The following is a 22153-nucleotide window of genomic DNA, read 5'->3' on the forward strand; positions in this document are numbered from 1 at the left end:
AATTCCATCGCAAAGGCCGTCAGCCCGGCCTTGGCCAGCGCCGCGACGGCGGCATCGTTGCCATACGGATCCATGATAGCGATGACCGCAGCGCCTGACTTGTAGCTTTTCAGCTCCGCATCAGTCGGCCGGCGCACCTTCAGCACCACGTCGGTCTTAGCCACATCGCCGGCCTTGCCGATTGAAGCGCCCGCCTTGGCGAACTCCTCATCGGGAATGCGCGATCGCGTGCCGGCACCGGCCTCCACAACCACTTCAAGACCCAGGCCGGCCAGCCGTTTCACCGTATCGGGCGAAGCCGCGACGCGCGGCTCGTTCGCATCGAGCTCACGAGGGATGAAAACCGTCTGTCCCACCGCATGATCCTTTCGGCTGGAACCTGTTTGCGCAAAATGTCGGCCGGGGGATCCGGCGACGTCAAAGGCAATGGGGTTTTGGAAAGACTATCGCAGAATGAAGGCGCCGACGGCCATGATCAGGACGAACAGGATAGTCGCCGAGAAGAAGCCGCCCGCGAAGAAACCGAAAGCCATCGCCAGAAGTATGGCGCCGCAGAAGAGTGATCCGTATTTGGCCAGCATGAGGAAGCCCGCATAGGTGCGGTCGTGCTCGGCATAGTCCATCTTCGCGCCCAGTTCGACAGGACCGGTCGGCGTGTGCTCAGCCATAGGAATACCCCTTCGAAGACATCTTTCAGGCACATAGCGAAAAGCCGCGCCGAGAGCAATGGCGCTATTGCCGCATCGCAGCCTACAACTGCCTCAAGGGAAATTTGAAGCAAAGCGCCCCTGCGTTCGGCAGAATCGCCGAACCGCTCCGGCTGCTTGTTTTCGCGCAATCCCGGACGAAGCCGGCTGGCGCGTCAACCGCGCTGTCCGTCTTTAGCCGGCGAGGTGCGGAAACAATCCAAGCAGGCCGGCTATGATCAGGTAGAGCGCGACGATGTAGTTCAGCAGCCGTGGCATGACCAGGATCAGCACCCCGGCGATCAGCGAGATAAGCGGCGTGAGCGCGAGCTGGGAAATATGCATGTCGGGGTCCTTTTGGCAGATACGTCGAAATGGAGACGCGGAGCGTCAACGCGCCGCCGTCATCAAAACGCGGATCTGGCCGGAAAGCTCCGGAGCTTTGCAAAATCAGGGGCCTCAGGCGGCCTCACGATAATATTTCGCCGTCGGCACGATAGACAAGGGCGTCAGCCGATTGATGGCCGGATTGGCGAACATCAACCGCTGTTCCATGGGCGTCGACCTGAAGAATGGGAAACGTTCGAGCGTCAGGCGCATATTTTCGCCGGCGGGGATTTCGAACAGGGCGATCCGGGTAAGAACGCCCGGAAACTCCTTAGCCTCGGTCCTCTGCACGGCATTGAAGTAACGAGAATAAAAATTGGAATGCTCGACCTTGACCGGCGTCAGCACAGAGTTCTGGCCAAAATAGAGCGAGGCCACCATGGCAAGCCTGAGTGTCAGAAACGGCAGCACTCCGGGTGCCGGCGCGGCATCAGGATCGGTTGCGAAGCGGGTTCCGTCGATGAAGGTTTCTCCGCGGGCAAGCCGCTCGATCAGTATTTCCGGATAGGCATCAACGGAGGGCGAATTCGGGTGCTCGATGGAAATGTAATGGAAGCGGATTGTGCTCACCAATTCGCCGTAGCAATAGACACCGAATCGGTAGGAATTGGGTAGATTGTCCCAGCGATCCTCGAACATGCCGCTGGCGAGCGGGCCGCACATGCCGGAGCGCAGATAGGACTTATAGCGAAGCCGGTAAATCGCTTCCAAATCCTCGCCCCCGGTAATGAGGCGATAATCGACATGCTCAAGCAGTTGCATCATCGATCGATTCAGCACCGAATCCCCGGCTGTGCTTACCCCGCCAGACGCATTCCTTGTAGCTGTTGCAGCATCCATCGTCTGTCCTCGAATTCGACCTAGGATAGGCTATTCGAGTTGAAATGAGACACAAGCCGAAATTTAGATCTTGTTGATTTACATTCCGTTAACCTTAATGGCCGGGAGCCGCTTGAGAATATCTTACTGAGCAATCGTCCGAGCGATTGCCACTGAGAGGATGTGGATCATGCCTCCGATACATCTGCGTAGTGAGGAAGACCTTTCAGCAGCATTGCGCAAAGGCAAAATCACGGCGGAACCGTATCCTCTCATCGAACGATTGAGTTCGACATCAAAGAGCATCGTGCGACTCGCAACGCGCGGGGAATCCAATCGAGCGAAGTCGAAAATTACGGCGCTAACGGACCGTCCGTTTACCGGTGCGACGCAGGTCAGCGGCGAATGGCCAGGTGACATTCGACATCGTCTCGATACCCGACGCACTGAGCGCGGCACCGAACAGGAAGCCTTGCACGAGATCCGGTTTCACTTGCAAGGCCAGGATCTTGAGCTGCTCAAAGGTCTCGACGCCTTCGACAGTCACCGAAAGTCCAAGCGGCCGCGACAGATTGACAATGCCCTTCAGCAGCTCCAGCGAACGCTTGCTCTGGGTGACGTCCATCAGGAAGGAGCGATCGATCTTGATCTTGTCGAGCGGCAGCTTGTGCAGATAGCTCAGGCTCGAATAGCCGGTCCCGAAATCGTCAAGTGCGATGCGCACACCGATCTGCTTCAGTTCCTCGATATATTGACGTGTCAGCGACTTGTCATCGAGCAGCGCAGTTTCGGTGACCTCGATCTCCAGCCGGCCGGCGGCAAGGCCGGAGCTGACCAGAGCGTCGCGAACCTTCTGGATGACGTCCCGGTTGCGGAAATCCTTGGCGGAGAGATTGACCGAGACGCTGGTGTGGTCCGGCCATTTGGCGCATTCGGTGCAGGCTGCCTGCAGCACGAAGGTGCTAATCTCGGAAATGATGCCCATTTCCTCCGCCAGCGGAATGAAGATGCCGGGCGAAATCGGCCCGAGGTCGGGATGGTCCCATCGGCACAGCGCCTCGCAGCTGGCGATGCGCATCGTGCTCATCGCCACGATCGGCTGGTAGACGACGCGCAGGGCCTTGCCTTCCACCGCGCTGCGCAGATCCGCCTTCATCAGCTGGCGGTTGCGGAACGCAGCGTCCATGGCGGCCTCGAACAGCCGCCAGCCGTTCTTGCCGAGCTCCTTGGCCTTATAGAGCGCCAGGTCCGCCTTGACGATCATGGCATCGACGTCGGTATCCCTGACCCGTGACAGCACGGCGCCGGCGCTGGCCTGGATGCGCAGCCCGTGGCCGGCGACGTCCACCTCCCCTTGCAACGCTGCAAAGATCTCGTCGATCTGAAGGGTCAGATGGCTCTCATCCTCTATGCGGTCGAAGAAAACCATGAATTCGTCGCCGCCGAAGCGGCTGACGGTGATGCCTTGTCCCGCAACGGCGGCAAGACGCTCGGCCACCGCGTAGATCAATCCATCGCCGATCGGATGCCCGAGCGTGTCGTTGACGCTCTTGAAATCGTCGAGGTCGAGCACGGCAAGGCCGCAGAGGCGGTCACGGTCGCCTGACGCCATCGCCTCGCCGATCAGTTCGTGGAAATAGGCGCGATTGGGCAGGCCGGTGAGATTGTCATAGCGCGCCATGAAGCGGATCTTGTCTTCCGCCTCGACGCGCGCCGTCACGTCCTCGAAGGTGATGACCCCGAGTTCCTGGCTGCCTTCGCGGGCGGAGAATTCGTAGTGCTGGCCATTGGCGAGCGAAACCAGGACCTTACGGTCGCGGCCCTCGCGCAATGCACGCGTCAGCTGGGCTTCGATGTAGCGGCAGTCCTTTGGGGCCAGCATGCCGCCCACGACGCCGCGCATCAAGAGACCATGGATTGACCGCCCAAGCAGCGCATCGGCCGATTTGAGCGACATCAGATGCGCGGCCTCGGCATTGGCGACCGCCACCCGACCGTCCGGGCCAAGCATGACGAGACCATGCGACATGGTATTGAGCGCGCGATCGAATCTGAGCGCGAGCTTCCTCGCTTCCTTGTGGCCGATGACGGCCGAGAAAAGCACATCGCGGACGTGGTCGGCGCTGTTGATCGTGACGAAAGTCAACGGGATGATCATCAGCCCGAGAATGACCGAAGGCACATCCATGCGCAGCAAAAGTGCAAGTGCTGCCGGACCAATGAAGGTCACGGAAAAAACCCGCACCATAATGGGAGAGCCGTAGTTCCGGCCAACAACCGTCACCAAGGTCGCGATGGCCAGCGACGTCGCGGCCAGTTCGGCAAAGGGATCGGGATAGACATAGATCGATATGAAGCACAGTGCGCCCAACGTGAGGCCCTGCACGCTGCCCTTGAGGATGTAGTTGCGCTCCCACCGATGCGCCTCCTGGACGTCGGCTATTACACCGCCTGCCTTCCGGAAGGCGCGAATGCCGAAATAGCGGTAAAGGCAGATGGACAGCAGAACAAAAGAGAAAGCCAGGAACAACGGATTGTTCGTGCGCAAGTAGATCATTAGTCCGAGGATCCAGTAGCACACGCCACCGATCACCAGCATGTGGGCGTTGTCGAACAACGACCGCACAAACTGGATATAAACATCCGCTGGGATGTTTTCGGTCTTTGTTCTGCCCATGTCGTCGGCCCAACGCTAGGCCTCGTCATCTCACATCCGCCTTAAGAAAGGCTTAGAACAGCGGTTTTGGGCGGCTTGCCGAAGGCGCGCAAAGCAGGACAGACTGGGAGAATTGGGCTTTAGGTAAACAAGGCCATCACTCGGCGGCCTGGAGTTCCACCCTCGCTGACGTGCCGGACAGGCGCTCGAGCAGTCTTTGGCGCTCGCCGGCCGCCTTTTGAGCGCTGGCTTGCCGAACATGGCCGTAACCGCGGATGAGTGCCGGCACCGAGACGAGGGCCGTGGCGGCCTCGATGGTGTCCGGCGCCAGCGAGTTGGCGACGCGTTGCAGGTCGGCCTCATATTGCGCCAGCAATTGCCGCTCCATGCGCCGCTCGGCGGTGTAGCCGAACAGGTCGAATGCTGTCCCGCGCAGGCCCTTCAGCGCCGCCAGCATGCGGAACCCTTTCATCATCCAGGGACCAAAGCTCGATTTCCTCGGTTTGCCGTCATTGCCGCGACGGCCCAGGATCGGCGGCGCCAGGTGGAATTCGAGTTTTTCGTAACTCTGGAACTGCTTGCCGAGTTCGGCGGCGAAGGAGCCGTCGGTATAGAGCCGCGCCACCTCGTATTCGTCCTTGATCGCCATCAGCTTGAACAGGTTCCTGGCCGCCGCTTCCGTCACGGCGCTCGAACCGGGCGCGGCCTTGGCTTCGGCTGCGCGCAGGGCAGCGATCCTGCCGGCGTAGCGCTTGCCATAGGCGGCGTTCTGATAGGCGGAAAGGAAAGCGATCCGGCGGGCAATGATTTCGTCCAGCGTCTGGGCAATCGTGGCGGGTTGGCCGTCCTTGCCCGGCTGGACGAGGCCACGCACGAAATCCGGCTGATGCGCGGCGCGGCGGCCCCAGCGGAAGGCGGCGATGTTCATCCCCACCGCCTCGCCGTTCAATTCGATCGCCTTTTCGACGGCTTGCGCCGACAGCGGCAGACCGCCATGCTGGAAGGCGAAGCCGAGCATGAACATGTTGGCGCCCAGCGAATTGCCGAACAGGGCGGTGGCTGTGCGGGTGGCGTCGAAGAAATGCGCCTTGTCGTCGCCGGCAGCAGTGCGGATCGCCTTCTTCAAGCGTTCGATGGGCAGCGAGAAATCGGCCGAGCGGGCAAACTCGCCCGGCATGATCTCGGCAGTGTTGGCGAGGAAGATGGTGTGGCCCTCGCGCACCGCGGCCAGCACCTTCTTGGCGCCCGACACGACGAGATCGCAGCCGAGCACGAGATCGGCTTTGCCGGCCGAGACACGGATGGCATGGATGTCATCGGGCGTGCGGGCGATGCGGACATGGGTGAACACCGAACCGCCCTTCTGGGCAAGCCCGGCCATGTCGATCATGCCGCAGCCCTTGCCTTCGAGATGAGCCGCCATGCCGAGCACGGCGCCGACGGTGACGACGCCGGTGCCGCCGACGCCGTCGATGATCGCCGCCCAGCCCTGTTCGCCGAGCGGGAATTCGGCGGCTGCTGGAACGCCGTCGAGCGGATCGGTCTTGCCGGCGATGCCTTCGGCCTTGCGGATCTTGGCGCCATGCACCGTGACGAAGGACGGGCAGAAGCCATTGACGCAGGAAAAATCCTTGTTGCAGCTCGACTGGTCGATCCGGCGCTTGCGGCCGAACTCGGTCTCCACCGGCTGGATGGAGACGCAGTTCGATTGGACGCCGCAGTCGCCGCAGCCCTCGCAGACCAGTTCGTTGATGAAGACCCGCTTGTCGGGATCGGGAAAGGTTCCGCGCTTGCGACGGCGGCGCTTTTCGGCGGCACAGGTCTGGTCGTAGAGCAGGATCGAAACCCCGCTGACGCCGCGCAGCTCGCGCTGGACGAGGTCGAGATCGTCGCGGTGATGGATGGTGGCGCCGGCCGGGAACTCGACCTTGCCGGCATATTTGTCGGGTTCGTCGGTGACGACGGCGATGCGCTCGATCCCTTCGGCTCGCACCTGCCTGGCGATCATGTCCACCGTCAGGCCGCCTTCATGCGGCTGGCCGCCGGTCATGGCCACCGCGTCGTTATAGAGTATCTTGTAGGTGATGTTGGCGCCCGACGACAGCGCGAAGCGGATCGCCAGCGTGCCGGAGTGGTTGTAGGTGCCGTCGCCGAGATTCTGGAAAATGTGGTCGCGCTTGGAAAAGGGCGCCTGGCCGACCCACTGCGCCCCCTCGCCACCCATGGCGGTGAAGCCGACAGTATTCCTGTCCATCCACAGTGCCATGAAATGGCAGCCGATGCCGGCCGCGGCGATCGAGCCATCCGGCACCTTGGTCGAGGAATTGTGTGGGCAGCCGGAGCAGAAGAAGGGCGTGCGGGAGCCGATGTCCGACGCGTCTGCGAGCATGGCCTGGAACTGGCGCAGCTTCGCCACCCGCGCTGAAATCTCTTCCGACGGACCGATGGTTTTCACGATCCTTTCGCCAAGGGCAATGGCGATCTCGTTTGGGTCGAGCGCGCCCTTGGCCGGAAACAGCCAGTCGCCGCGCTCGTCCCTCTTGCCGACGATGACGGGCTGCGTGGCGGTGCCGTAGAGGCTCTCGCGAAGCTGCACCTCGATCAGCGAACGCTTCTCCTCGACGACGACGATGGTGTCGAGGCCGCGCGCGAACTCGGCAATGTGCTGGAAATCGAGCGGCCAGGGGCAACCGACTTTGAACAGCCGCACGCCGATGCGGCCGGCGGCCGCCTCGTCGATGCCGATATCCTCGAGCGCCTGGCGGACGTCGAGATAGCTTTTGCCGATGGTGATGATGCCGATCCTGGGATTGCGGCCGCCCGAATAGACGACGCGGTTCAGCCCGTTGGCATGGATGAAGGCCGACGCGGCGGCGCGCTTGTACTCATGCAGCCGCTCCTCCTGGCCGAGCATGTCGATCTCGTGGCGGATGTTGAGGCCGCCGGGCGGCATGTCGAACTCGGGATTAACGATGTTCAGACGCTCGATCGAGGCATCGACCGAGGCCGTCGATTCGATGTTGTCCTTGACGCATTTGATGGCCGCCCATGTGCCGGCGAAGCGCGACATGGCAAAACCGTAGAGCCCGTAATCGATTATCTCCTGGACACCGGCCGGGTTGAGGATCGGCACCATGGCGTCGACGAACAGGAATTCGGTGGCATGCGCGTTGGTCGAGGATTCGGCCATGTGGTCGTCGCCCATCAAAGCGAGCGCACCGCCATGTTTCGACGAGCCGGCCAGATTGGCGTGGCGGAAGACGTCGCCGGAGCGGTCGACCCCCGGACCCTTGCCGTACCAAACCGAAAAAACGCCGTCATGGGTGCCTTCGCCCAGCAGTTCCGCCTGCTGCGATCCCCAGCAGGCGGTAGCGGCGAGTTCCTCGTTAAGGCCGGGCTGGAAGACGATGTCGGCCTGGGCGAGCTGTTTTTTTGCCTTCCACAGCTGCATGTCGAGGCCGCCCAGCGGCGAACCGCGATAGCCGGAGACGAAGCCGGCCGTGTCCAGGCCCGCGCGGCGGTCGCGCTCGCGCTGCATCAGCAGCATGCGGATGACCGCCTGGGCGCCGGACAGGAAGATGCGTTCCTTCCCCAGGTCGAACTTGTCGTCGAGCGCGACGTCGTGCAGCGTCATCAGGCATTTCCTCTGCGGAGGCCGCGCGGGGGCAGGCAGCCAGCGTCGGGATCGGATGACGCATCCTTTCTCCCCTTGCAAGACAGGTCAAACGAAATCGGACGTGCCAGGCAACGCGCAACGAACGATCCGCCGTCATCCCTTGCCCGGTATGAAATCGCCCCGCGAGCAATGTCCGGCGTACGAAAATTTCGCTTGCCTTTCGGCTTGGCGGCGAGCGTCAGGTGCCCTTGGAGCAGTCGGGCTTCGGCTCGCCCGGCAGCTTGCCGTCGGGGTGGCCGACGAGATCGGGATTGGCGGTGTAGAGCTGGTCAATGACGAGCGGCCGATCGGGCAGGATGGACTGGTCTTCGGTGGACATCAGCGTGGTGTCGATCTTCTGCAGGACCGCGCCGTCGGAGCCCTTGATGGCGATGGCGATCGTATAAGGCTTGTTCTTGACGACGCAGGTCAAAGCCGGGCTCTCCAGCGTCACCTTGTCGAGCTTGGGCCAGACCTTCTGCTCGACCACCAACGGCGCGCCGCCGGCCGGATCCTGGAAGCTGGCGACCGCGACCTGGCCCTCTCCCATCGGGCGCAGGGGCCGCAGCGTCACGACATAGGTCGCCCTGGCAAGACGATAGTTGAAGACGAATATCTTGCCCGAAATCTCGAACAACTTGCCTTCACCGTCCTTGCCGGTGTCGCGGCAGGCGCCGAGCGCCATCGCCGCGATCAGCGCCATGCCGAGCAGGGCTGAACGAGAGCTAATCCTGGACATTGTTGACCTCATTGGCCGCCCTGCGGCGGCGATAGTGGCGGCTTGCCTTCTGGCGGTTGCCGCAGACCGCCATGTCGCACCACAGGCGGCTGGAATTGCGGCTGCGGTCGACGAACAGCCAGGTGCAGTTGGGGCAGATCCTGAGCCTGGCGACCGTGTCGTTGCGCAGCAGCGACAGGGCGGAAACCGCCAGTGCCGCTTCGAATGCGATCGGCGTTGCCGGATCGCCGAACGGCTTTCCGGGCGCTACGATCTCGGTCCGGCTGCCGGCAAGACCGCCGGCGCAGGCCCCCAGCAAGCCTGAGAGATGATCGGTGGCGACGGCGCCCCTCAACACGGCGTGGCGAAACAACCGGTCCGTCGCCTCGCGAATCGCCAGCACGACCGGCGCGATTGCAGTCGGCGCGGAGACCGCCAGCCGCCTGCCGCCAAGCTCGGCGGCGCGAAAGCCGCTCGCCGCGTCCGCGAAGCGGGCGATCTCGCGCGGATCGTCAAAACGGTCGAAGGTCCTCTTGGGATCGGCACGCAGCACGACGGTGTTCGCCGTGTCGAGCGCGAGCAGGCCGCCGGTGAAGCGGTGCGGGGTCCAGGATACCGTCATGTCCGAAATCTAACCGATAAATGGCATTTGACAAGTTAGATTCGACGATGCAAGTCTGCCCTGAAGCGGGTATTGCCGCTCTCTGTCTGGAGCGTATCGTCGTCCCAAAACCGCTATGCGCTTTGGGCGACATGCCCCGAGGATTTTCGCATGCTGTATCTGTTCCAGCAGGTCCTGAACGGGCTGCATTCAGGCGCACTCTATGCGCTGCTGGCGTTCGGCTATGTGCTGACCAACGGCATCCTGCACCGCACCAACCTGGCCTATGGCGCGCTGTTCGCCTTTTGCGGACAGACGATGATCCTGACCGCCGCCTTCGGCTACCAGGTGCTGTGGCTGACGCTGACGGCGGCGGTGGTGCTCGGCGTCGCAGCGGCTTTCCTCTACGCCGCGCTCATCAGCCGCGTCCTGTCGCGCAGCGTCTTCGAACCGCTGGCCGACCGCTCGCCCAATGCGATCGTGGTGACCACGCTTGGCATCCTGCTGGTTTTGTCGGAAGCAAGCCGCATCGCCGCCGACACGCATGATCTGTGGCTGCCGCCTATGCTGGCGCAGCCTGTCGTTTTCGCGCAGGATGCCCGCTTCAAGGCGACATTGACGCTGATCCAGCTGCTCGATTGCGCCGTGGTGCTGGCGGCGGTGGCGCTTGCGGCATGGGCCTTTGCCCATTCGAATTTCGGCCGGCGCTGGCGCGCCGTCTCCGACGATCCCAAGGCGGCCGCCATGTGCGGCGTCGATGTGCGCGCCGTGTTCCGCCACGCAGTGCTGTTCGGCGGTTTCTGCGCCGCGCTGGCCGGCGTCATGGCCGGCCTCTATTACGGCAATGTCAGTTTCGGTTCCGGCCTCGTCTACGGGCTGAAGATCCTGTTCGTGACGGCGGTCGGCGGCTATCTCTCACCGCCGCGGGCGGCCCTGGGCGCTGCCGCCTTCGGCATGGCCGAGTCGCTGTGGGCCGGCTATTTCCCGGTGGAATGGCGCGACGCATGGATGTACCTGTTCCTCGTCGCCATGCTGGTGCTGATCGGCGCTGGCCGCGACCAGACCAAGATCGCTTGATCAGCATCAGACTTTGGTTGCATGACGCCTGCCACCGATGAGCCTGTTTCGGCAACGAAACGATCTCCTTAACGCTTTGATTTTGCCCACGAACCCTGCCGGAAGCCGGTTCCGGTTTTCCGAGCCCTGCGCCGCAGCCCTGCGCTTCGTCGGCTTCCTCGTCTCACAACCGCGTTGACAGCGCCGCTCCTGTGTTGACCCGTCCTGCCACGCACGGCATACGGTTAGGCCACAGCGGCGCGGCGGAAAACAAGGGGGAGCCGTCGCGCCTCGGCCAACAGGGAGGAATGCATGGCAGGGCTTCTCGCTCTATCCAGGACGATCGACCGTGTGAACGAGTTCATCGGCAAATGGATATCGTGGTTGATCCTGCTGGCAATCCTGGTGAGCGCCGCTAACGCGACCATCCGCAAGGTGTTCGACACCTCGTCGAATGCGTGGCTGGAGCTGCAATGGTACCTGTTCGGCGCCGCCTTCATGCTGGCAGCGGCCTATACGCTGAAGCAGAACGACCATATCCGCATCGACATCGTCTATGGCCTGTTCCCGCGGCGCGTGCAGCACTGGATCGACCTTTTCGGCCATGTCTTTTTCCTGATGCCGTTCGTGACGCTGATGGTGATCTATTTCGTCCCGTATGTGTCGCTGTCGTTCCGCAGCGGCGAAATGTCGAACAATTCCGGCGGGCTGATCATCTGGCCGGCAAAGGCGATCCTGCTGGTCGGCTTCTTCCTGCTAGCGCTGCAGGGCATCTCCGAGATCATCAAGAAGATCGCCATCATGCGCGGCGACATGGACGACCCGACCCCGTTCATATCGGCGCATGAGCAGGCGGAACTCGAAGCCAAGGCACTGGCCGACGAGGTGCGCTCGTGATCGAGTTCATCGCCCAGAACATGGCGCCGATCATGTTCGCCTCGCTGGTCCTCTTCCTGCTGATCGGCTATCCCGTCGCCTTCTCGCTCGCCGCCAACGGACTTTTGTTCTTTTTCATCGGCGTGCTGGTCTCACCCTATTCGGGCGGCTCGATCAATCTCGCCTGGCCGCTGCTGCATGCGTTGCCGGATAATTTCTACGGCAGCCGGGTGATGTCGAACGACACGCTGCTGGCGATCCCTTTCTTCACCTTCATGGGCATCGTGCTCGAGCGATCGGGGATGGCGGAAGACCTGCTCGATACGATCGGCCAGCTGTTCGGGCCGATCCGCGGCGGGCTTGCCTATGCCGTGATCTTCGTCGGCGCGCTGCTGGCCGCGACGACCGGCGTGGTGGCGGCATCGGTCATCGCCATGGGGCTGATCTCGCTGCCGATCATGCTGCGCTACGGCTATGACCGCCGGCTGGCGTCCGGCGTCATCGCCGCGTCCGGAACGCTCGCCCAGATCATCCCGCCGTCGTTGGTGCTGATCGTGCTCGCCGACCAGCTCGGCCGCTCGGTCGGCGACATGTATGCGGGCGCGCTGATCCCCGGTATCGTGCTGACCAGCCTCTACATGCTCTACATCCTGATCATGACGATCGTCCGGCCGAATTCGATGCCGGCGCTGCCGCTGGAAGCACGCACGCTCGGCCATGGCGTCGTGTCGCTGCTGGTGGCGTTGCTGGCGACGGTGGCGATCTCCTACGCGGCCTACCGCTATCTCGCTCCGACCCATGGCGACAATGCCGACATCCTCGGCGCCAGCATCGGCGTGGCCGTGATCTATATCGTTGCGATCGCCGATCAGCGCCTGAAAATCAACATGATGTCGCGGCTGGCGCAGCAGGTCGTGATCGTGCTGATCCCGCCATTGGCGTTGATCTTCCTGGTGCTGGGCACCATTTTCCTTGGCATCGCCACTCCAACCGAGGGCGGCGCCATGGGCGCTGTCGGCGCGCTGGCGATGGCGGCGATCAAAGGCCGGCTGTCGCTCGACGTGGTCAAGCAGGCGCTCGCTTCGACGACAAGGCTGTCGTCCTTCGTGCTGTTCATCCTGATCGGCGCGCGCGTCTTCTCCCTCACCTTCTACGGCGTCAACGGCCACATCTGGGTCGAGCATCTCCTGACCTCGCTGCCGGGCGGCGAGATCGGCTTCCTGATCGGCGTCAACATTCTGGTCTTCGTGCTTGCCTTCTTCCTCGATTTCTTCGAACTGGCCTTCATCATCGTGCCGTTGCTGGCACCGGCCGCCGACAAGCTCGGCATCGACCTGATCTGGTTCGGTGTGCTTCTGGGCGTCAACATGCAGACCAGCTTCATGCATCCACCCTTCGGCTTCGCGCTGTTTTACCTGCGCTCGGTCGCCGCCCGGGTGCCCTATCTCGACCGCTTGACCGGCAAGCAGATCGCGCCGGTGACCACGGGTCAGATCTATTGGGGCGCCGTGCCGTTCGTCTGCATCCAGGTGATCATGATCGGGCTCACCATCGCCTTCCCGCAAATGGTGATGCACTACAAGGGCACAGCGGTCGATTCCGGCACGATCGACTATACGGTGCCGGAGGTGCCGGGACTGACGCCGCTCGGCACGCCGCCGGCCGGGAGCGGCCCCGCACCCGCCACTGGCGCCCCGCCGCCCGCCGCGCCTGCCGCGCCCGACCTGTCGCAACCGCCGAACTTCGGCGACACGGCGCCCGCCAAACCGGCGGCACCACAGCCGGATCTGTCGCAGCCGCCGAATTTCAACTGATGCCGGAGGTCGCAAAACCATGAAAGCGGTACGGCTGGAAGCGGTTGGCAGCATCACGCTGCGCGAGGTCGCCAAGCCGGTTCCCGGGCCTGACGATCTGCTGGTGCGCATCGAGTCCTGCGGCGTCTGCGGCACGGACCGGCATCTCTTCCACGGCGAGTTTCCCTGCCGGCCGCCGGTAACACCCGGACATGAGTTCTCCGGCATCGTCGAGGCAATGGGACATTCCGTGAGCGGCTTCTCGATCGGCGACCGCGTCACCGGCGATCCCAACATCGCCTGCGGACGCTGCCGCCATTGCCATGCCGGCCGCATCAATTTGTGCAGCAATCTCAATGCCATCGGCATCCATCGCGACGGCGGCTTCGCCGACTACGTCGTGTTGCCGCAGAAACAGGCCTTCATCCTGCCCGCGGACTTGAAGCCGACGCACGGCGCCTTCTGCGAGCCTCTCGGCTGCTGCCTGCATGGCGTGGATCTGGCCGAGATCAAGCCCGGCTCCTCGGTCGCCATACTTGGCGGCGGCGTGATCGGCCTGCTCACAGTGCAACTGGCAAGGCTTGCAGGGGCGACGACCATCATCCTGTCGACGCGACAGGCATCACGGCGCGCACTGGCCGAGGAGCTCGGCGCGACGGCAACGGTCGACGCAAGCGCCGCCGACGTCATCGATGCCATCTCCGGGCCAGCGGGACTGGTGCCCGGCGGTGTCGACGTGGTGCTCGAATGTGCCGGTGTCCAGGAAACGGTCGAGCAGTCGCTGCGGCTGGCGAGGGCCGGCGGCACGGTCGTCATTGTCGGCGTGGTGCCGCAAGGCATGAGGGCGGCGTTCGAGCCCTTCGATCTTCTGTTTCGCGAGTTGAAGGTTCTCGGCTCCTTCCTCAATCCCTACACGCACCGCCGCGCCGCCGAGCTGATCGCTTCGGGCGCGATCGAGATCGACCGGCTGATCTCCAGGCAGGTGCCGCTGGAAGAGGCCGCCGCGGTAATCGCCAACCCGCCTGCCGCCGGCGAGGTCAAGGTGGTGGTGGTGCCGGACCGAGGCTGAGTGCCGCTGTCGCTGTCGCTTCGAACCCGTTCGACCCCCGGCCCTGCGGCGCAAGTTTCGACGCCTTCGACTATCGATGTTTCCAGCACCGACGCCCAACGAATAAACCCCGGACTACCGAGTCCGGGGTCTTCGAAATAAGGCAGAAAAACCTTACAGCTTGCCGTTGCGCTGCTGGACCATCATGAAGGTGTCGTAATTGTACTCGGCCACCTGCGCCCAGAGATAGTGCTCCTTACGGAAGCCCTTGATCGAGTCCCAGATCTTCTTGAACGGCGCGTTCGAGGCTTCCATTTCGGCGTAGACCTCATTGGCCTTCTCGAAGCAGGCGGACATGATCTCCTGGCTGAACGGACGCAGTTTGGCGCCGCCGGCCACCAGCCGCTTCACCGCCGCAGGATTGAGATAGTCGTATTTCTGCAGCATGTTGGCATCGGCGGCTTGCGCGGCGGTATGCAGCAGCGACTTGTAAGTCGGCGAAAGTTCTTCGTATTTCGCCTTGTTGAACATCAGGTGGACGGTCGGGCCGCCTTCCCACCAGCCTGGATAGTAGTAGTAGGGCGCGACCTTGTAGAAGCCGAGCTTCTCGTCGTCATAGGGGCCGACCCATTCGGCTGCGTCGATGGTGCCCTTTTCAAGCGCCGGGTAGATGTCGCCGCCGGCGATCTGCTGCGGCACGACGCCGAGCTTCTGCACAACCTTGCCGGCGAAGCCGCCGATGCGCATCTTGAGGCCGGAAAGGTCGGCCACCGTGTTGATCTCCTTGCGGAACCAGCCGCCCATCTGCACGCCGGTATTGCCGCCAGGCAGGCCGAACAAGCCTTGCGTGGCGAGAAATTCGTTGAACAGGTCGATGCCGCCGCCATGATAGTGCCAGGCATTCATGCCGCGCGCGTTGAGCGAGAACGGAACCGCCGCGCCCAGCGCCCAGGTCGGATCCTTGCCCCAGTAATAATATGCCACCGTGTGGCAGGCCTCGACCGTGCCGGCGGTCGTGGCGTCGGCCGCCTGAAGGCCGGGCACCAGTTCGCCAGCGGCGAAGACCTGGATCTGGAAATTGCCGTCGGTGGCTTCCGAAAGCATCTTTGAGAAGACCTCGGCGCCGCCATAGATCGTGTCGAGCGATTTGGGAAAGGACGACGCCAGCCGCCAGGTCACCTTTGGATTGGACTGGGCTATGGCCGGCGCGGCGAGCGTGGCGGCGGCCGCGGCGGCGCCAACGCCGGTCGTCCCGGCCTTGCGGATGAATGAACGACGATCCATGAAGTCCTCCCTTTTGGATCAACAAACCGACGTGCGGCGCATGCTCGATGCCCCGCACGGCTGGGCGAAACAATACACGGGCAAGGAGTCGAGTCCAGCGTGGCGGCCTGATTTGACGGCGTGTGCGCAGGGCCTTGCAACTATAGTCTAACGGGCCGTTTGGTGGCCCATCCGACGGACCGAAACTTGTCATGGAAAAATGTGCTGGGATCGCCTATTTTGAAGGCAGGATTCCCCGGCCCAGATGGAAAACAAAGCCAAAATGCAGCAGCCGCTCGTCGCCATATCGACCGACGTCCGTCAATTCGACAACTACACCTGGCATGCCGCCCCACAGCAATATCTGGAGGCGGCGATAGCCGGCGCCGGCGTGTTTCCGGTGCTGGTGCCTTCGTTCGGCGAGCGGCTCGATTTCGATGAGCTGCTGTCGTCGGTCGACGGCGTCATGCTGACCGGCTCGAAATCCAACGTCGACCCCTCGCTCTATGGCGGCGATGCCAGCGAGGCGAACGGCCCGTATGATCCGGCACGCGACGCCACCACCTTGCCGCTGATTCGCAAGGCGATCGAGCGTGGCGTGCCGCTGCTTGCCATCTGCCGCGGCATCCAGGAGATGAACGTGGCGCTGGGCGGCACGCTGGGCACCGAAATCCAGGAGCGTGAAGGCTCGCTCGACCACCGCGCGCCGGTGAGCGACAATCAGGACGAACGTTTCGCGATTCACCAGACCGTTTCGATCAAGGCGGGCAGTTGCCTGGCCGGTGTGTTTGGGGCCGGCGACATGAAGGTCAACTCGTTGCACCGCCAGGCAATCGGCCGGCTTGGTTCGAAGCTGCAGATCGAAGCCGTGGCCGACGACGGCACCGTCGAGGCGGTCTCTGTAAAGGATGCCCGCGCTTTCGCGGTCGGCGTCCAGTGGCATCCCGAATACTGGGTCAAGTCGGATAGTAACTCGGCCAAGATCTTCCGGGCCTTCGGCGACGCGGTTCGCCTGCATGCGGCTGCCAAAGCCGGCGCCCGCGCGGCGGCGGAGTAATCAGTCGTCGGTGCTCGGGTCCCCGGCGGCCGCCAGCGACAGCAGCGGCAGTGCGGGAGCGTAGGATTCGAATCCGTCGCCATCGGCGACCGCGAAGGTGACGATCGGATCGACGCCGTTGACGCTGAAGGCGACCGTGCCGTCCTCCTGCTCGCGCCAGAATTTCGCCCGCTCGATGCCTGGCATGAGTCGGCTACAGTTCGGAGCCACCGTCAAAAGCGACAGGCCGTCCGAGACGGTGGCGCCGCGTTTGATTGCGCAAACCCCCTCATCACCATTGGCGACCAGCCTGTAGGTGTCGGGCGGCGCGGCCTCTTCAGCGACGCTTTCGCCAGTGCCGCCATGAAACAGCTGAACGCCGCCAAACAGGGCGGCGGCTCCGATCAGTACGGAAAGCGTTTTCATGGTGATCCTCATCCATGCGTACGGACAGGATGAAGAATGATTTCAAAGGGTTAAGCTGACGTTAATAAATATGGCAGCCCGACCGCTCAGCAGCGCGCCTTCACATGCGCGGTCTCGGGCACAGGTGTGATCGACCGGCGCTCGCTGAACCAGGACACCAGATTGTCGACGCACAGATCCGCCATGGCGCGACGTGTGTGCTCCGACGCCGAACCGACATGCGGCAACAGACTGGCATTGGTCGCGTCAAGCAGCGCCCGCGGCACGTTCGGTTCGTCGGCGAAGACATCGAGCCCGGCGGCGGCGATAGTGCCCTTGGCGAGGGCTGTCGCAAGCGCCGCCTCGTCGACCGTGCTGCCGCGCCCGATATTGACGAAGACGCCGTTGGCGCCAAGCGCCGACAGGATCTCGGCATCGACCGCCTTTTCCGTCGAGGCGCCGCCCGGGACCACCGAAATCAGCGTGTCGACTGCTTCGGCGAGGCCCTTCAGCGTCGGATGATAGGGGTAGGACAAGCCCTCGACCCGGCGCCGGTTGTGATAGGCGACGGGCAATCCGAACGCCTCCAGCCGGCGGGCAATGGCGAGCCCGATGCGGCCCATGCCGAAAATGCCGGCGCTGCGGCCGCGCAAGGTAAGCCGGCTCAAGGGATAGTTGCCCTTGCGCTGCCAGCTGCCGTCGCGCAGCCAGGCTTCGGCGCGCGGCAGGTCGCGCACGGTGTTGATCAGCAGGCCGATGGCGGTGTCGGCGACCTCCTCGGTCAGCACATCCGGCGTGTTGGTGACCATGATGCCGTGATCGCCAGCGTGGCGGGCATCGACCGAATCGTAGCCAACACCGAAACTGGCGACGATCTCAAGCTTGGGCAATGCATCCATGAAGGCCGCGCTGATGCCGCCGAACGAGGCGATGGCGCGCACGTTGTCACGCATTTCATCGGTGACCAGGGACGGGTCGGCGCGCTCGATCCCGACACGCCTGAATGTCCGGTCGATGCGCTCGACCGCGTGGTCGTTGAAATGCCCCGGCACCAGGATGGCGACGGTTTGCAGTTGCTCGGGCCTTGTCATGCACGCTCCACCGGCTTGCCGGTCGACTGTCGCACATGCAGTTCCGGCTTGATCAGTTCCTGAGAGGGCCGCACCGTCTGCCCGTTCAGCTTGTCGAGCAGGGCGCTGGCGGCGCGGCGGCCAACCTCGCGCTGACCGTTCCACACGGTGGTCAGCGCCGGCGTGGCGATTGCCGCCTCCTCGAGATCGTCGTAGCCGGTGACCGATATGTCCAGGCCGGGCACCAGGCCGGCGCGCGCGATGCCGTTCATCAGGCCGATGGCGACGAGGTCGTTCCAGCAGCAGGCGGCTGTCGGCTTGTCCTTCAGGGCCAGAAACTGTCCGGCGGCCTCGAAGCCAGCCTGCTTGGTGCGCGGGCCGGGGATGCGCCAGGCCGGCCGCACTTCCAGCCCGGCGGCCTCCATGGCGTTGACATAGCCCTGGTAGCGATCGCGGCCGGTCGAGGTCTGGTCGGTGCCGCCGATCATGGCGATGCGCTTGTGGCCGAGCGAGATCAGGTGATTGGTGGCAAGCCCCGTGCCATAGGCATCGTCGCCGCGAAAAACCGGCACGTCGGCGCCCTCGACGGTGCGCGCGATCAGCACCGCCGGCAGGCCGTTTTCCTCGGCCATCAGAATATCCGAGGCCGGAGTGCCGATGGCCGGCGACATGATGACGCCGTCGGCGCCGAGCTGCAAAAGCGTGTCGATGAAAGTGCGCTGCTTCTCGAGCTGGTCGTAGTGATTGGACAGGATGAAGGTCTGGCGGCTGCGGTCGAGCTCGCTTTCGATCGAGCGCAGTATCTCGGCGAAGAACGGGTTCATGATATCATGCACGACGACACCGACAATGCCCGAACGCGAGGTGCGCAGGCTGGCGGCACGGCGGTTGTAGATGTAACCGATGGCGCGGGCATGTTCCTTGATGCGGTCGCGGGTGCCGCCTGCGACCAGCGGGCTGTCGCGCAGCGCCAGCGATACCGTGGCCGTGGACACGCCGAGCGCATCCGCGATCGTCGACAGCTTGATCTTCTGTGCCAGCCTTCCCCTCCCCCGTCGTTTTTTTAAACTGTTTAAAGGCGGCCTTATGCCACCCTTCGACGCTAAATCAAAGTTTTTTTGCCAGCGCTTCCGCCTCGACGTCCAGCACCGCACGATTGCGCAGGCGCAGCCGGTGCTCGCGATGAACGATGTAGAGACCGCTGGCGACGATGACGGCGGCGCCGACGAGTGTCCAGCGGTCGGGGAACTGCTTGAAGACGATGAGCCCGGAAAGGATCATCCACACCATCTGCGAATAGGGATAGGGGGCGAGCGCGGTGGTGGTGGCCATGCGATAGGCCTGCACCAGAAGCCAATGACCGACGCCGCCAAAGACGCCGAGCATGAGCAGGATGAACCAGTGCCAGCCATCATGCGGCAGGGAAAACGAGAACGGCAGCATGGGCAGGAGCACCACCGCCGGGGCCAGTGCCGAAAACAGGATGAGGCTTTCCGATGTCTCGGTCGCCGACATGCGCCGGGTCATGATCACATAGAAGCAGTTCGACAGCATCGAGCCGAGCGCGAACAGGTGGCCGATGCCGAAAACGCCGACTCCCGGCCTTGTGATGATCAGAACCCCGGCGAACGCGGCCAGGATCGCCAGCCACCGCCGCCAGCCCGCCCATTCGCCAAGCAGCGGGCCGGCAAGTGCGGTGATGACCATCGGCCCGAAGAAATAGATCGATGTCGTCTCGGCCAGTTGCAGGGACCGCAGCGCCAGCACGTTGAAGATGGTCGAGCCGAACAGGAACAGCCCGCGCAGGACATGAGCCGGCAGGTTGGCCGGACGGAACCGCGCCGGTTCACGCCAGCCGCGCAACAGCGCGCCGACCAGCACGACATGCACGGCAAAGCGCACCCAGGCGACGACAAGCGCGGAGACGCCGGCTAGGACGAGGTATTTGCTGCTGGTGTCGAGAAAGGTGAAGAAGACATAGGTGGAAAGCATGCACAGGATCGCCACCGGCGGCGTCGCGCTTTCTGAAGATGTTTGGGGAGCACTCACTTGCAGGCCGGATGGAAAGCTGGGCTGAGGCCCACCTTTTGCGGCAATTGCGGGCGTGCGGCAAGCCAAAAGCGGCTGGCACAACAAGAGCTGCGGACAGGCTCAGGCCCGGGTCGTCAGGGATGCATGCGAGCACCCTTGGTGATCTTGTCGACCGTCTTCTTGTCGGCGCGTAATGCGATGCCGACAACCTTGGCGTCTTCCGGCGCGAATTCGGCGAAGACGGCGCGGTTGGCGGCGTCGAACCCGGTCGAGAACATCTCCTCGACATAGAGCGAGCTCGTTACTCCGCGCTCCAGGGCGCGGCTGTGGATTGCGCCGAGTGTCGCCTGGTCGGCGGACAGCACGATGACGGGCTGGATCGACAGCGGGTTGTAGACATTGCCGGCGCGGTCACGATAGGGCTCGCCGATGAGATCGGGGCGCGACGACGCCGCTGGTCAGGAATGCTGTGACGTTGAGTTTTTGCCAGACCGGCAGATCATCCCTGAGCACGATTGCAAATTTCGTATCGAACATGAGACAGTGACCATTCGGGGTTGTGCCCCTTTCAAGGCGAAAGGAAGCGATGTCGCTCGATCTAGGCAGCCAGGCGTTCCAGGGTCTTGGACGTTTGTGCGCGGAGGCCGCGGAAAACTGCATCATTGCCGCCTGCGATCCTGCCGGCATGGAGCGCATCGAGGCGCGATTCCACGGCAGCGCCTTCGACCTGCATCGCCACGACACCTATGCGATCGGGGTGACGCTGCAAGGCGTGCAGAGCTTTCGCTATCGCGGTGCGGTGCGGCATAGCCTGCCCGGCCAGATCATCGTCCTGCATCCCGACGAACTGCATGATGGCGGCGCCGGAACCGAGGACGGGCTGCGCTACAGGATCCTCTATCTGGAACCGTCACTGATGCTGGACTGCCTCGGCGGCGCATCGCTGCCTTTCGTCAGGCAGGCCGTGGTGGCGGACGAACGCCTGCGCGCGACCTTGCTTTCGGCGCTGGGTCCGCTGGAGGAGGAACTCGATGAGCTGTTCGTCGCCGACTTCCTGGCGCAACTGATGCAAGGGCTCGCCCGCCATGCCGGCCAGCCGGCGAGAGCGGTGCCGGGAACGGCCTGGCGGGCGGCCGCTCTGGCGCGCGACTATCTCACGGAAAACTCTGCCCGGCCCGTGCGATCCGACGAGTTGGAGGCGGTTACCGGGTTCGACCGCTATGCCTTGTCCAGGCATTTCCGCGCCGCTTTCTCCACCAGCCCGCATCGTTTCCTTTTGATGCGCCGGCTTCAGCGCGCGCGACGCATGATCGCCGCCGGCGAGCCGCTGGCACAGATCGCGGCCGAGGCCGGTTTCAGCGACCAAAGCCACTTCAACAGGCAATTCAAGAAGGCATTCGGCATGACGCCGGGACGCTGGTCTTCGCTGATCCGTGGGGCCGCAGCGGCAGCCTGATCACCGCACCGGCGGTCAGTCGTCCGACTCGGCGTCGTCGTCGATCAAGGCCAGTTCTTCGTTCGAAAGATTGGCCTCGATGCGGGCAAGAAATTTGAACAGCGCCTTCTGGTCCTTCTTGTCGAGGCCCTTCAGCGCCTGCTTTTCGGTCTTCTTCACCGACTTTTCGATGGCGCGGATGGTCTCGCGACCGGTGTCGGTGAGAAAGATATGCGCCTGGCGGGCATCGGCGTCGGAGGCGCGCTTTTGCAGAAAACCCTGTGCCTGCAGCCGATTGATGGTCTTGGTGATGGTGGGCGGGCGCACGCCGAGCCGGCCAGCCAGATTGCCCGGGGTCTGGCCGTCCTCGCGGTCGAGCGCCAGCATGATCTGGTCCTGGCCGGCATAGAAGCCATGCGCCAGCAGCCGTGCCGCAAGCGCTGTTCTTGCCAGCCTTGCCGCCGAATGCAGCCGGCTCATTGTCGCAGTCTTGTCCGCCTTGGCCATGGTCATCCCTCTTCGGCCATACCGGTGCGGGCAGCATAGACGCAGCCGGCCGGTTGGCAATCGACGATCAAAAAAGATTCCGGCGCCTGAAACAGCTTTGCCGGCAAGCAT

The 22153-nt window shown here is 63.5% G+C and carries 19 protein-coding genes and 2 pseudogenes; 6 read left to right on the forward strand and 15 right to left on the reverse strand.

The genetic code is table 11. The features are described 5' to 3' along the window. From FJ949_RS28595 to FJ949_RS28630, 8 genes and pseudogenes are all read right to left on the reverse strand, one after another. Positions 1-356 (reverse strand): annotated as a pseudogene (locus FJ949_RS28595) (NAD(P)(+) transhydrogenase (Re/Si-specific) subunit alpha); the annotation flags it as partial. A gap of 87 nt (positions 357-443) precedes the next feature. Continuing rightward, positions 444-668 (reverse strand): aa3-type cytochrome c oxidase subunit IV, encoded by a 225-nt coding sequence (locus FJ949_RS28600; protein ID WP_140501115.1) that lies wholly within the window; start codon positions 666-668, stop codon positions 444-446. A gap of 213 nt (positions 669-881) precedes the next feature. Continuing rightward, positions 882-1031 carry a DUF3096 domain-containing protein gene (locus FJ949_RS28605; protein WP_140501117.1) on the reverse strand — a complete coding sequence of 50 codons (150 nt, stop codon included), beginning with the start codon at positions 1029-1031 and terminating at the stop codon, positions 882-884. A 114-nt stretch (positions 1032-1145) separates the two neighbouring features. After that, the gene (locus tag FJ949_RS28610; protein ID WP_140501119.1) at positions 1146-1913 is read right to left on the reverse strand and encodes a hypothetical protein; all 768 of its coding nucleotides are present in this window, start codon (positions 1911-1913) and stop codon (positions 1146-1148) included. Positions 1914-2253: 340 nt separating this feature from the next. Then, positions 2254-4569, reverse strand: coding sequence for an EAL domain-containing protein (locus tag FJ949_RS28615; RefSeq protein ID WP_140501121.1), 2316 nt, complete (start codon positions 4567-4569; stop codon positions 2254-2256). A gap of 136 nt (positions 4570-4705) precedes the next feature. Beyond that, the gene (locus FJ949_RS28620; protein WP_140501123.1) at positions 4706-8182 is read right to left on the reverse strand and encodes an indolepyruvate ferredoxin oxidoreductase family protein; all 3477 of its coding nucleotides are present in this window, start codon (positions 8180-8182) and stop codon (positions 4706-4708) included. A 220-nt stretch (positions 8183-8402) separates the two neighbouring features. Beyond that, positions 8403-8954, reverse strand: a complete 552-nt coding sequence (locus FJ949_RS28625) for a hypothetical protein (protein WP_140501125.1) — start codon at positions 8952-8954, stop codon at positions 8403-8405. Further along, entirely contained in the window at positions 8929-9543 is a 615-nt protein-coding gene (locus FJ949_RS28630; RefSeq protein WP_140501127.1) for a CGNR zinc finger domain-containing protein, read from the reverse strand. The genes FJ949_RS28625 and FJ949_RS28630 overlap by 26 nt, the downstream gene beginning before the upstream one ends. Before the next feature lie 150 nt (positions 9544-9693). On the opposite strand from FJ949_RS28630, the gene FJ949_RS28635 reads away from it, so the two are divergent. The 4 genes from FJ949_RS28635 to FJ949_RS28650 all read left to right on the forward strand — a co-directional run bounded on the left by FJ949_RS28635 (position 9694) and on the right by FJ949_RS28650 (position 14316). Beyond that, on the forward strand, positions 9694-10599 hold the full coding sequence (locus FJ949_RS28635; RefSeq protein ID WP_140501129.1) for a branched-chain amino acid ABC transporter permease: 906 nt from the start codon (positions 9694-9696) through the stop codon (positions 10597-10599). Positions 10600-10890: 291 nt separating this feature from the next. Further along, positions 10891-11475 carry a TRAP transporter small permease subunit gene (locus FJ949_RS28640; RefSeq protein WP_140501131.1) on the forward strand — a complete coding sequence of 195 codons (585 nt, stop codon included), beginning with the start codon at positions 10891-10893 and terminating at the stop codon, positions 11473-11475. Beyond that, on the forward strand, positions 11472-13268 hold the full coding sequence (locus tag FJ949_RS28645) for a TRAP transporter large permease subunit (protein WP_181172162.1): 1797 nt from the start codon (positions 11472-11474) through the stop codon (positions 13266-13268). Before FJ949_RS28640 ends, FJ949_RS28645 begins: the two co-directional genes overlap by 4 nt. 19 nt (positions 13269-13287) lie before the next feature. Continuing rightward, complete coding sequence (locus FJ949_RS28650) at positions 13288-14316, forward strand: zinc-dependent alcohol dehydrogenase family protein (RefSeq protein WP_140501133.1); 1029 nt, start codon at positions 13288-13290, stop codon at positions 14314-14316. Positions 14317-14469: 153 nt separating this feature from the next. Here the strand turns inward: FJ949_RS28650 and FJ949_RS28655 are convergent, their stop codons facing one another. Then, positions 14470-15579, reverse strand: coding sequence for a TRAP transporter substrate-binding protein (locus FJ949_RS28655; protein WP_140501135.1), 1110 nt, complete (start codon positions 15577-15579; stop codon positions 14470-14472). A 244-nt stretch (positions 15580-15823) separates the two neighbouring features. Between FJ949_RS28655 and FJ949_RS28660 the strand changes: the two genes are divergently transcribed. Then, on the forward strand, positions 15824-16615 hold the full coding sequence (locus tag FJ949_RS28660; RefSeq protein ID WP_224647246.1) for a gamma-glutamyl-gamma-aminobutyrate hydrolase family protein: 792 nt from the start codon (positions 15824-15826) through the stop codon (positions 16613-16615). Here FJ949_RS28660 and FJ949_RS28665 read toward each other — a convergent pair whose 3' ends face one another. The 5 genes and pseudogenes from FJ949_RS28665 to FJ949_RS28685 form a co-directional block, all read right to left on the reverse strand. Further along, on the reverse strand, positions 16616-17020 hold the full coding sequence (locus FJ949_RS28665) for a hypothetical protein (protein WP_140501137.1): 405 nt from the start codon (positions 17018-17020) through the stop codon (positions 16616-16618). 86 nt (positions 17021-17106) lie between these two features. Next, positions 17107-18090: a 2-hydroxyacid dehydrogenase gene (locus FJ949_RS28670; protein WP_140501139.1), complete on the reverse strand. Its 984-nt coding sequence runs from the start codon at positions 18088-18090 to the stop codon at positions 17107-17109. Then, a complete protein-coding gene (locus FJ949_RS28675) occupies positions 18087-19109 on the reverse strand; it encodes a LacI family DNA-binding transcriptional regulator (RefSeq protein ID WP_140501249.1) in 1023 nt (340 codons plus the stop codon). Before FJ949_RS28675 ends, FJ949_RS28670 begins: the two co-directional genes overlap by 4 nt. A 67-nt stretch (positions 19110-19176) precedes the next feature. Then, on the reverse strand, positions 19177-20061 hold the full coding sequence (locus FJ949_RS28680; RefSeq protein ID WP_181165295.1) for a DMT family transporter: 885 nt from the start codon (positions 20059-20061) through the stop codon (positions 19177-19179). A 173-nt stretch (positions 20062-20234) separates the two neighbouring features. After that, positions 20235-20637: pseudogene (locus tag FJ949_RS28685) on the reverse strand (DUF2000 family protein). A 49-nt stretch (positions 20638-20686) separates the two neighbouring features. Here FJ949_RS28685 and FJ949_RS28690 point away from each other — a divergent pair. Beyond that, on the forward strand, positions 20687-21556 hold the full coding sequence (locus tag FJ949_RS28690; protein ID WP_140501143.1) for an AraC family transcriptional regulator: 870 nt from the start codon (positions 20687-20689) through the stop codon (positions 21554-21556). Positions 21557-21571: 15 nt separating this feature from the next. On the opposite strand, the gene FJ949_RS28695 is transcribed toward FJ949_RS28690, so the two are convergent. Next, the gene (locus FJ949_RS28695) at positions 21572-22042 is read right to left on the reverse strand and encodes a MarR family transcriptional regulator (RefSeq protein WP_140501145.1); all 471 of its coding nucleotides are present in this window, start codon (positions 22040-22042) and stop codon (positions 21572-21574) included. Positions 22043-22153 lie beyond the last annotated feature (111 nt).

The organism is Mesorhizobium sp. B2-4-1 (genome assembly GCF_006442185.1).
GTDB lineage: Bacteria > Pseudomonadota > Alphaproteobacteria > Rhizobiales > Rhizobiaceae > Mesorhizobium.

Excerpts from the sequence above, each read along its gene's own strand:
- FJ949_RS28600 (WP_140501115.1), bottom strand. The coding sequence starts at position 668 with ATGGCTGAGCACACGCCGACCGGTCCTGTCGAACTGGGCGCGAAGATG.
- FJ949_RS28605 (WP_140501117.1), bottom strand. The coding sequence starts at position 1,031 with ATGCATATTTCCCAGCTCGCGCTCACGCCGCTTATCTCGCTGATCGCC.
- FJ949_RS28610 (WP_140501119.1), bottom strand. The coding sequence starts at position 1,913 with ATGGATGCTGCAACAGCTACAAGGAATGCGTCTGGCGGGGTAAGCACA.
- FJ949_RS28615 (WP_140501121.1), bottom strand. The coding sequence starts at position 4,569 with ATGGGCAGAACAAAGACCGAAAACATCCCAGCGGATGTTTATATCCAG.
- FJ949_RS28620 (WP_140501123.1), bottom strand. The coding sequence starts at position 8,182 with ATGACGCTGCACGACGTCGCGCTCGACGACAAGTTCGACCTGGGGAAG.
- FJ949_RS28625 (WP_140501125.1), bottom strand. The coding sequence starts at position 8,954 with ATGAGGTCAACAATGTCCAGGATTAGCTCTCGTTCAGCCCTGCTCGGC.
- FJ949_RS28630 (WP_140501127.1), bottom strand. The coding sequence starts at position 9,543 with ATGACGGTATCCTGGACCCCGCACCGCTTCACCGGCGGCCTGCTCGCG.
- FJ949_RS28635 (WP_140501129.1), top strand. The coding sequence starts at position 9,694 with ATGCTGTATCTGTTCCAGCAGGTCCTGAACGGGCTGCATTCAGGCGCA.
- FJ949_RS28640 (WP_140501131.1), top strand. The coding sequence starts at position 10,891 with ATGGCAGGGCTTCTCGCTCTATCCAGGACGATCGACCGTGTGAACGAG.
- FJ949_RS28650 (WP_140501133.1), top strand. The coding sequence starts at position 13,288 with ATGAAAGCGGTACGGCTGGAAGCGGTTGGCAGCATCACGCTGCGCGAG.
- FJ949_RS28655 (WP_140501135.1), bottom strand. The coding sequence starts at position 15,579 with ATGGATCGTCGTTCATTCATCCGCAAGGCCGGGACGACCGGCGTTGGC.
- FJ949_RS28660 (WP_224647246.1), top strand. The coding sequence starts at position 15,824 with ATGGAAAACAAAGCCAAAATGCAGCAGCCGCTCGTCGCCATATCGACC.
- FJ949_RS28665 (WP_140501137.1), bottom strand. The coding sequence starts at position 17,020 with ATGAAAACGCTTTCCGTACTGATCGGAGCCGCCGCCCTGTTTGGCGGC.
- FJ949_RS28670 (WP_140501139.1), bottom strand. The coding sequence starts at position 18,090 with ATGACAAGGCCCGAGCAACTGCAAACCGTCGCCATCCTGGTGCCGGGG.
- FJ949_RS28680 (WP_181165295.1), bottom strand. The coding sequence starts at position 20,061 with ATGCTTTCCACCTATGTCTTCTTCACCTTTCTCGACACCAGCAGCAAA.
- FJ949_RS28690 (WP_140501143.1), top strand. The coding sequence starts at position 20,687 with ATGTCGCTCGATCTAGGCAGCCAGGCGTTCCAGGGTCTTGGACGTTTG.
- FJ949_RS28695 (WP_140501145.1), bottom strand. The coding sequence starts at position 22,042 with ATGGCCAAGGCGGACAAGACTGCGACAATGAGCCGGCTGCATTCGGCG.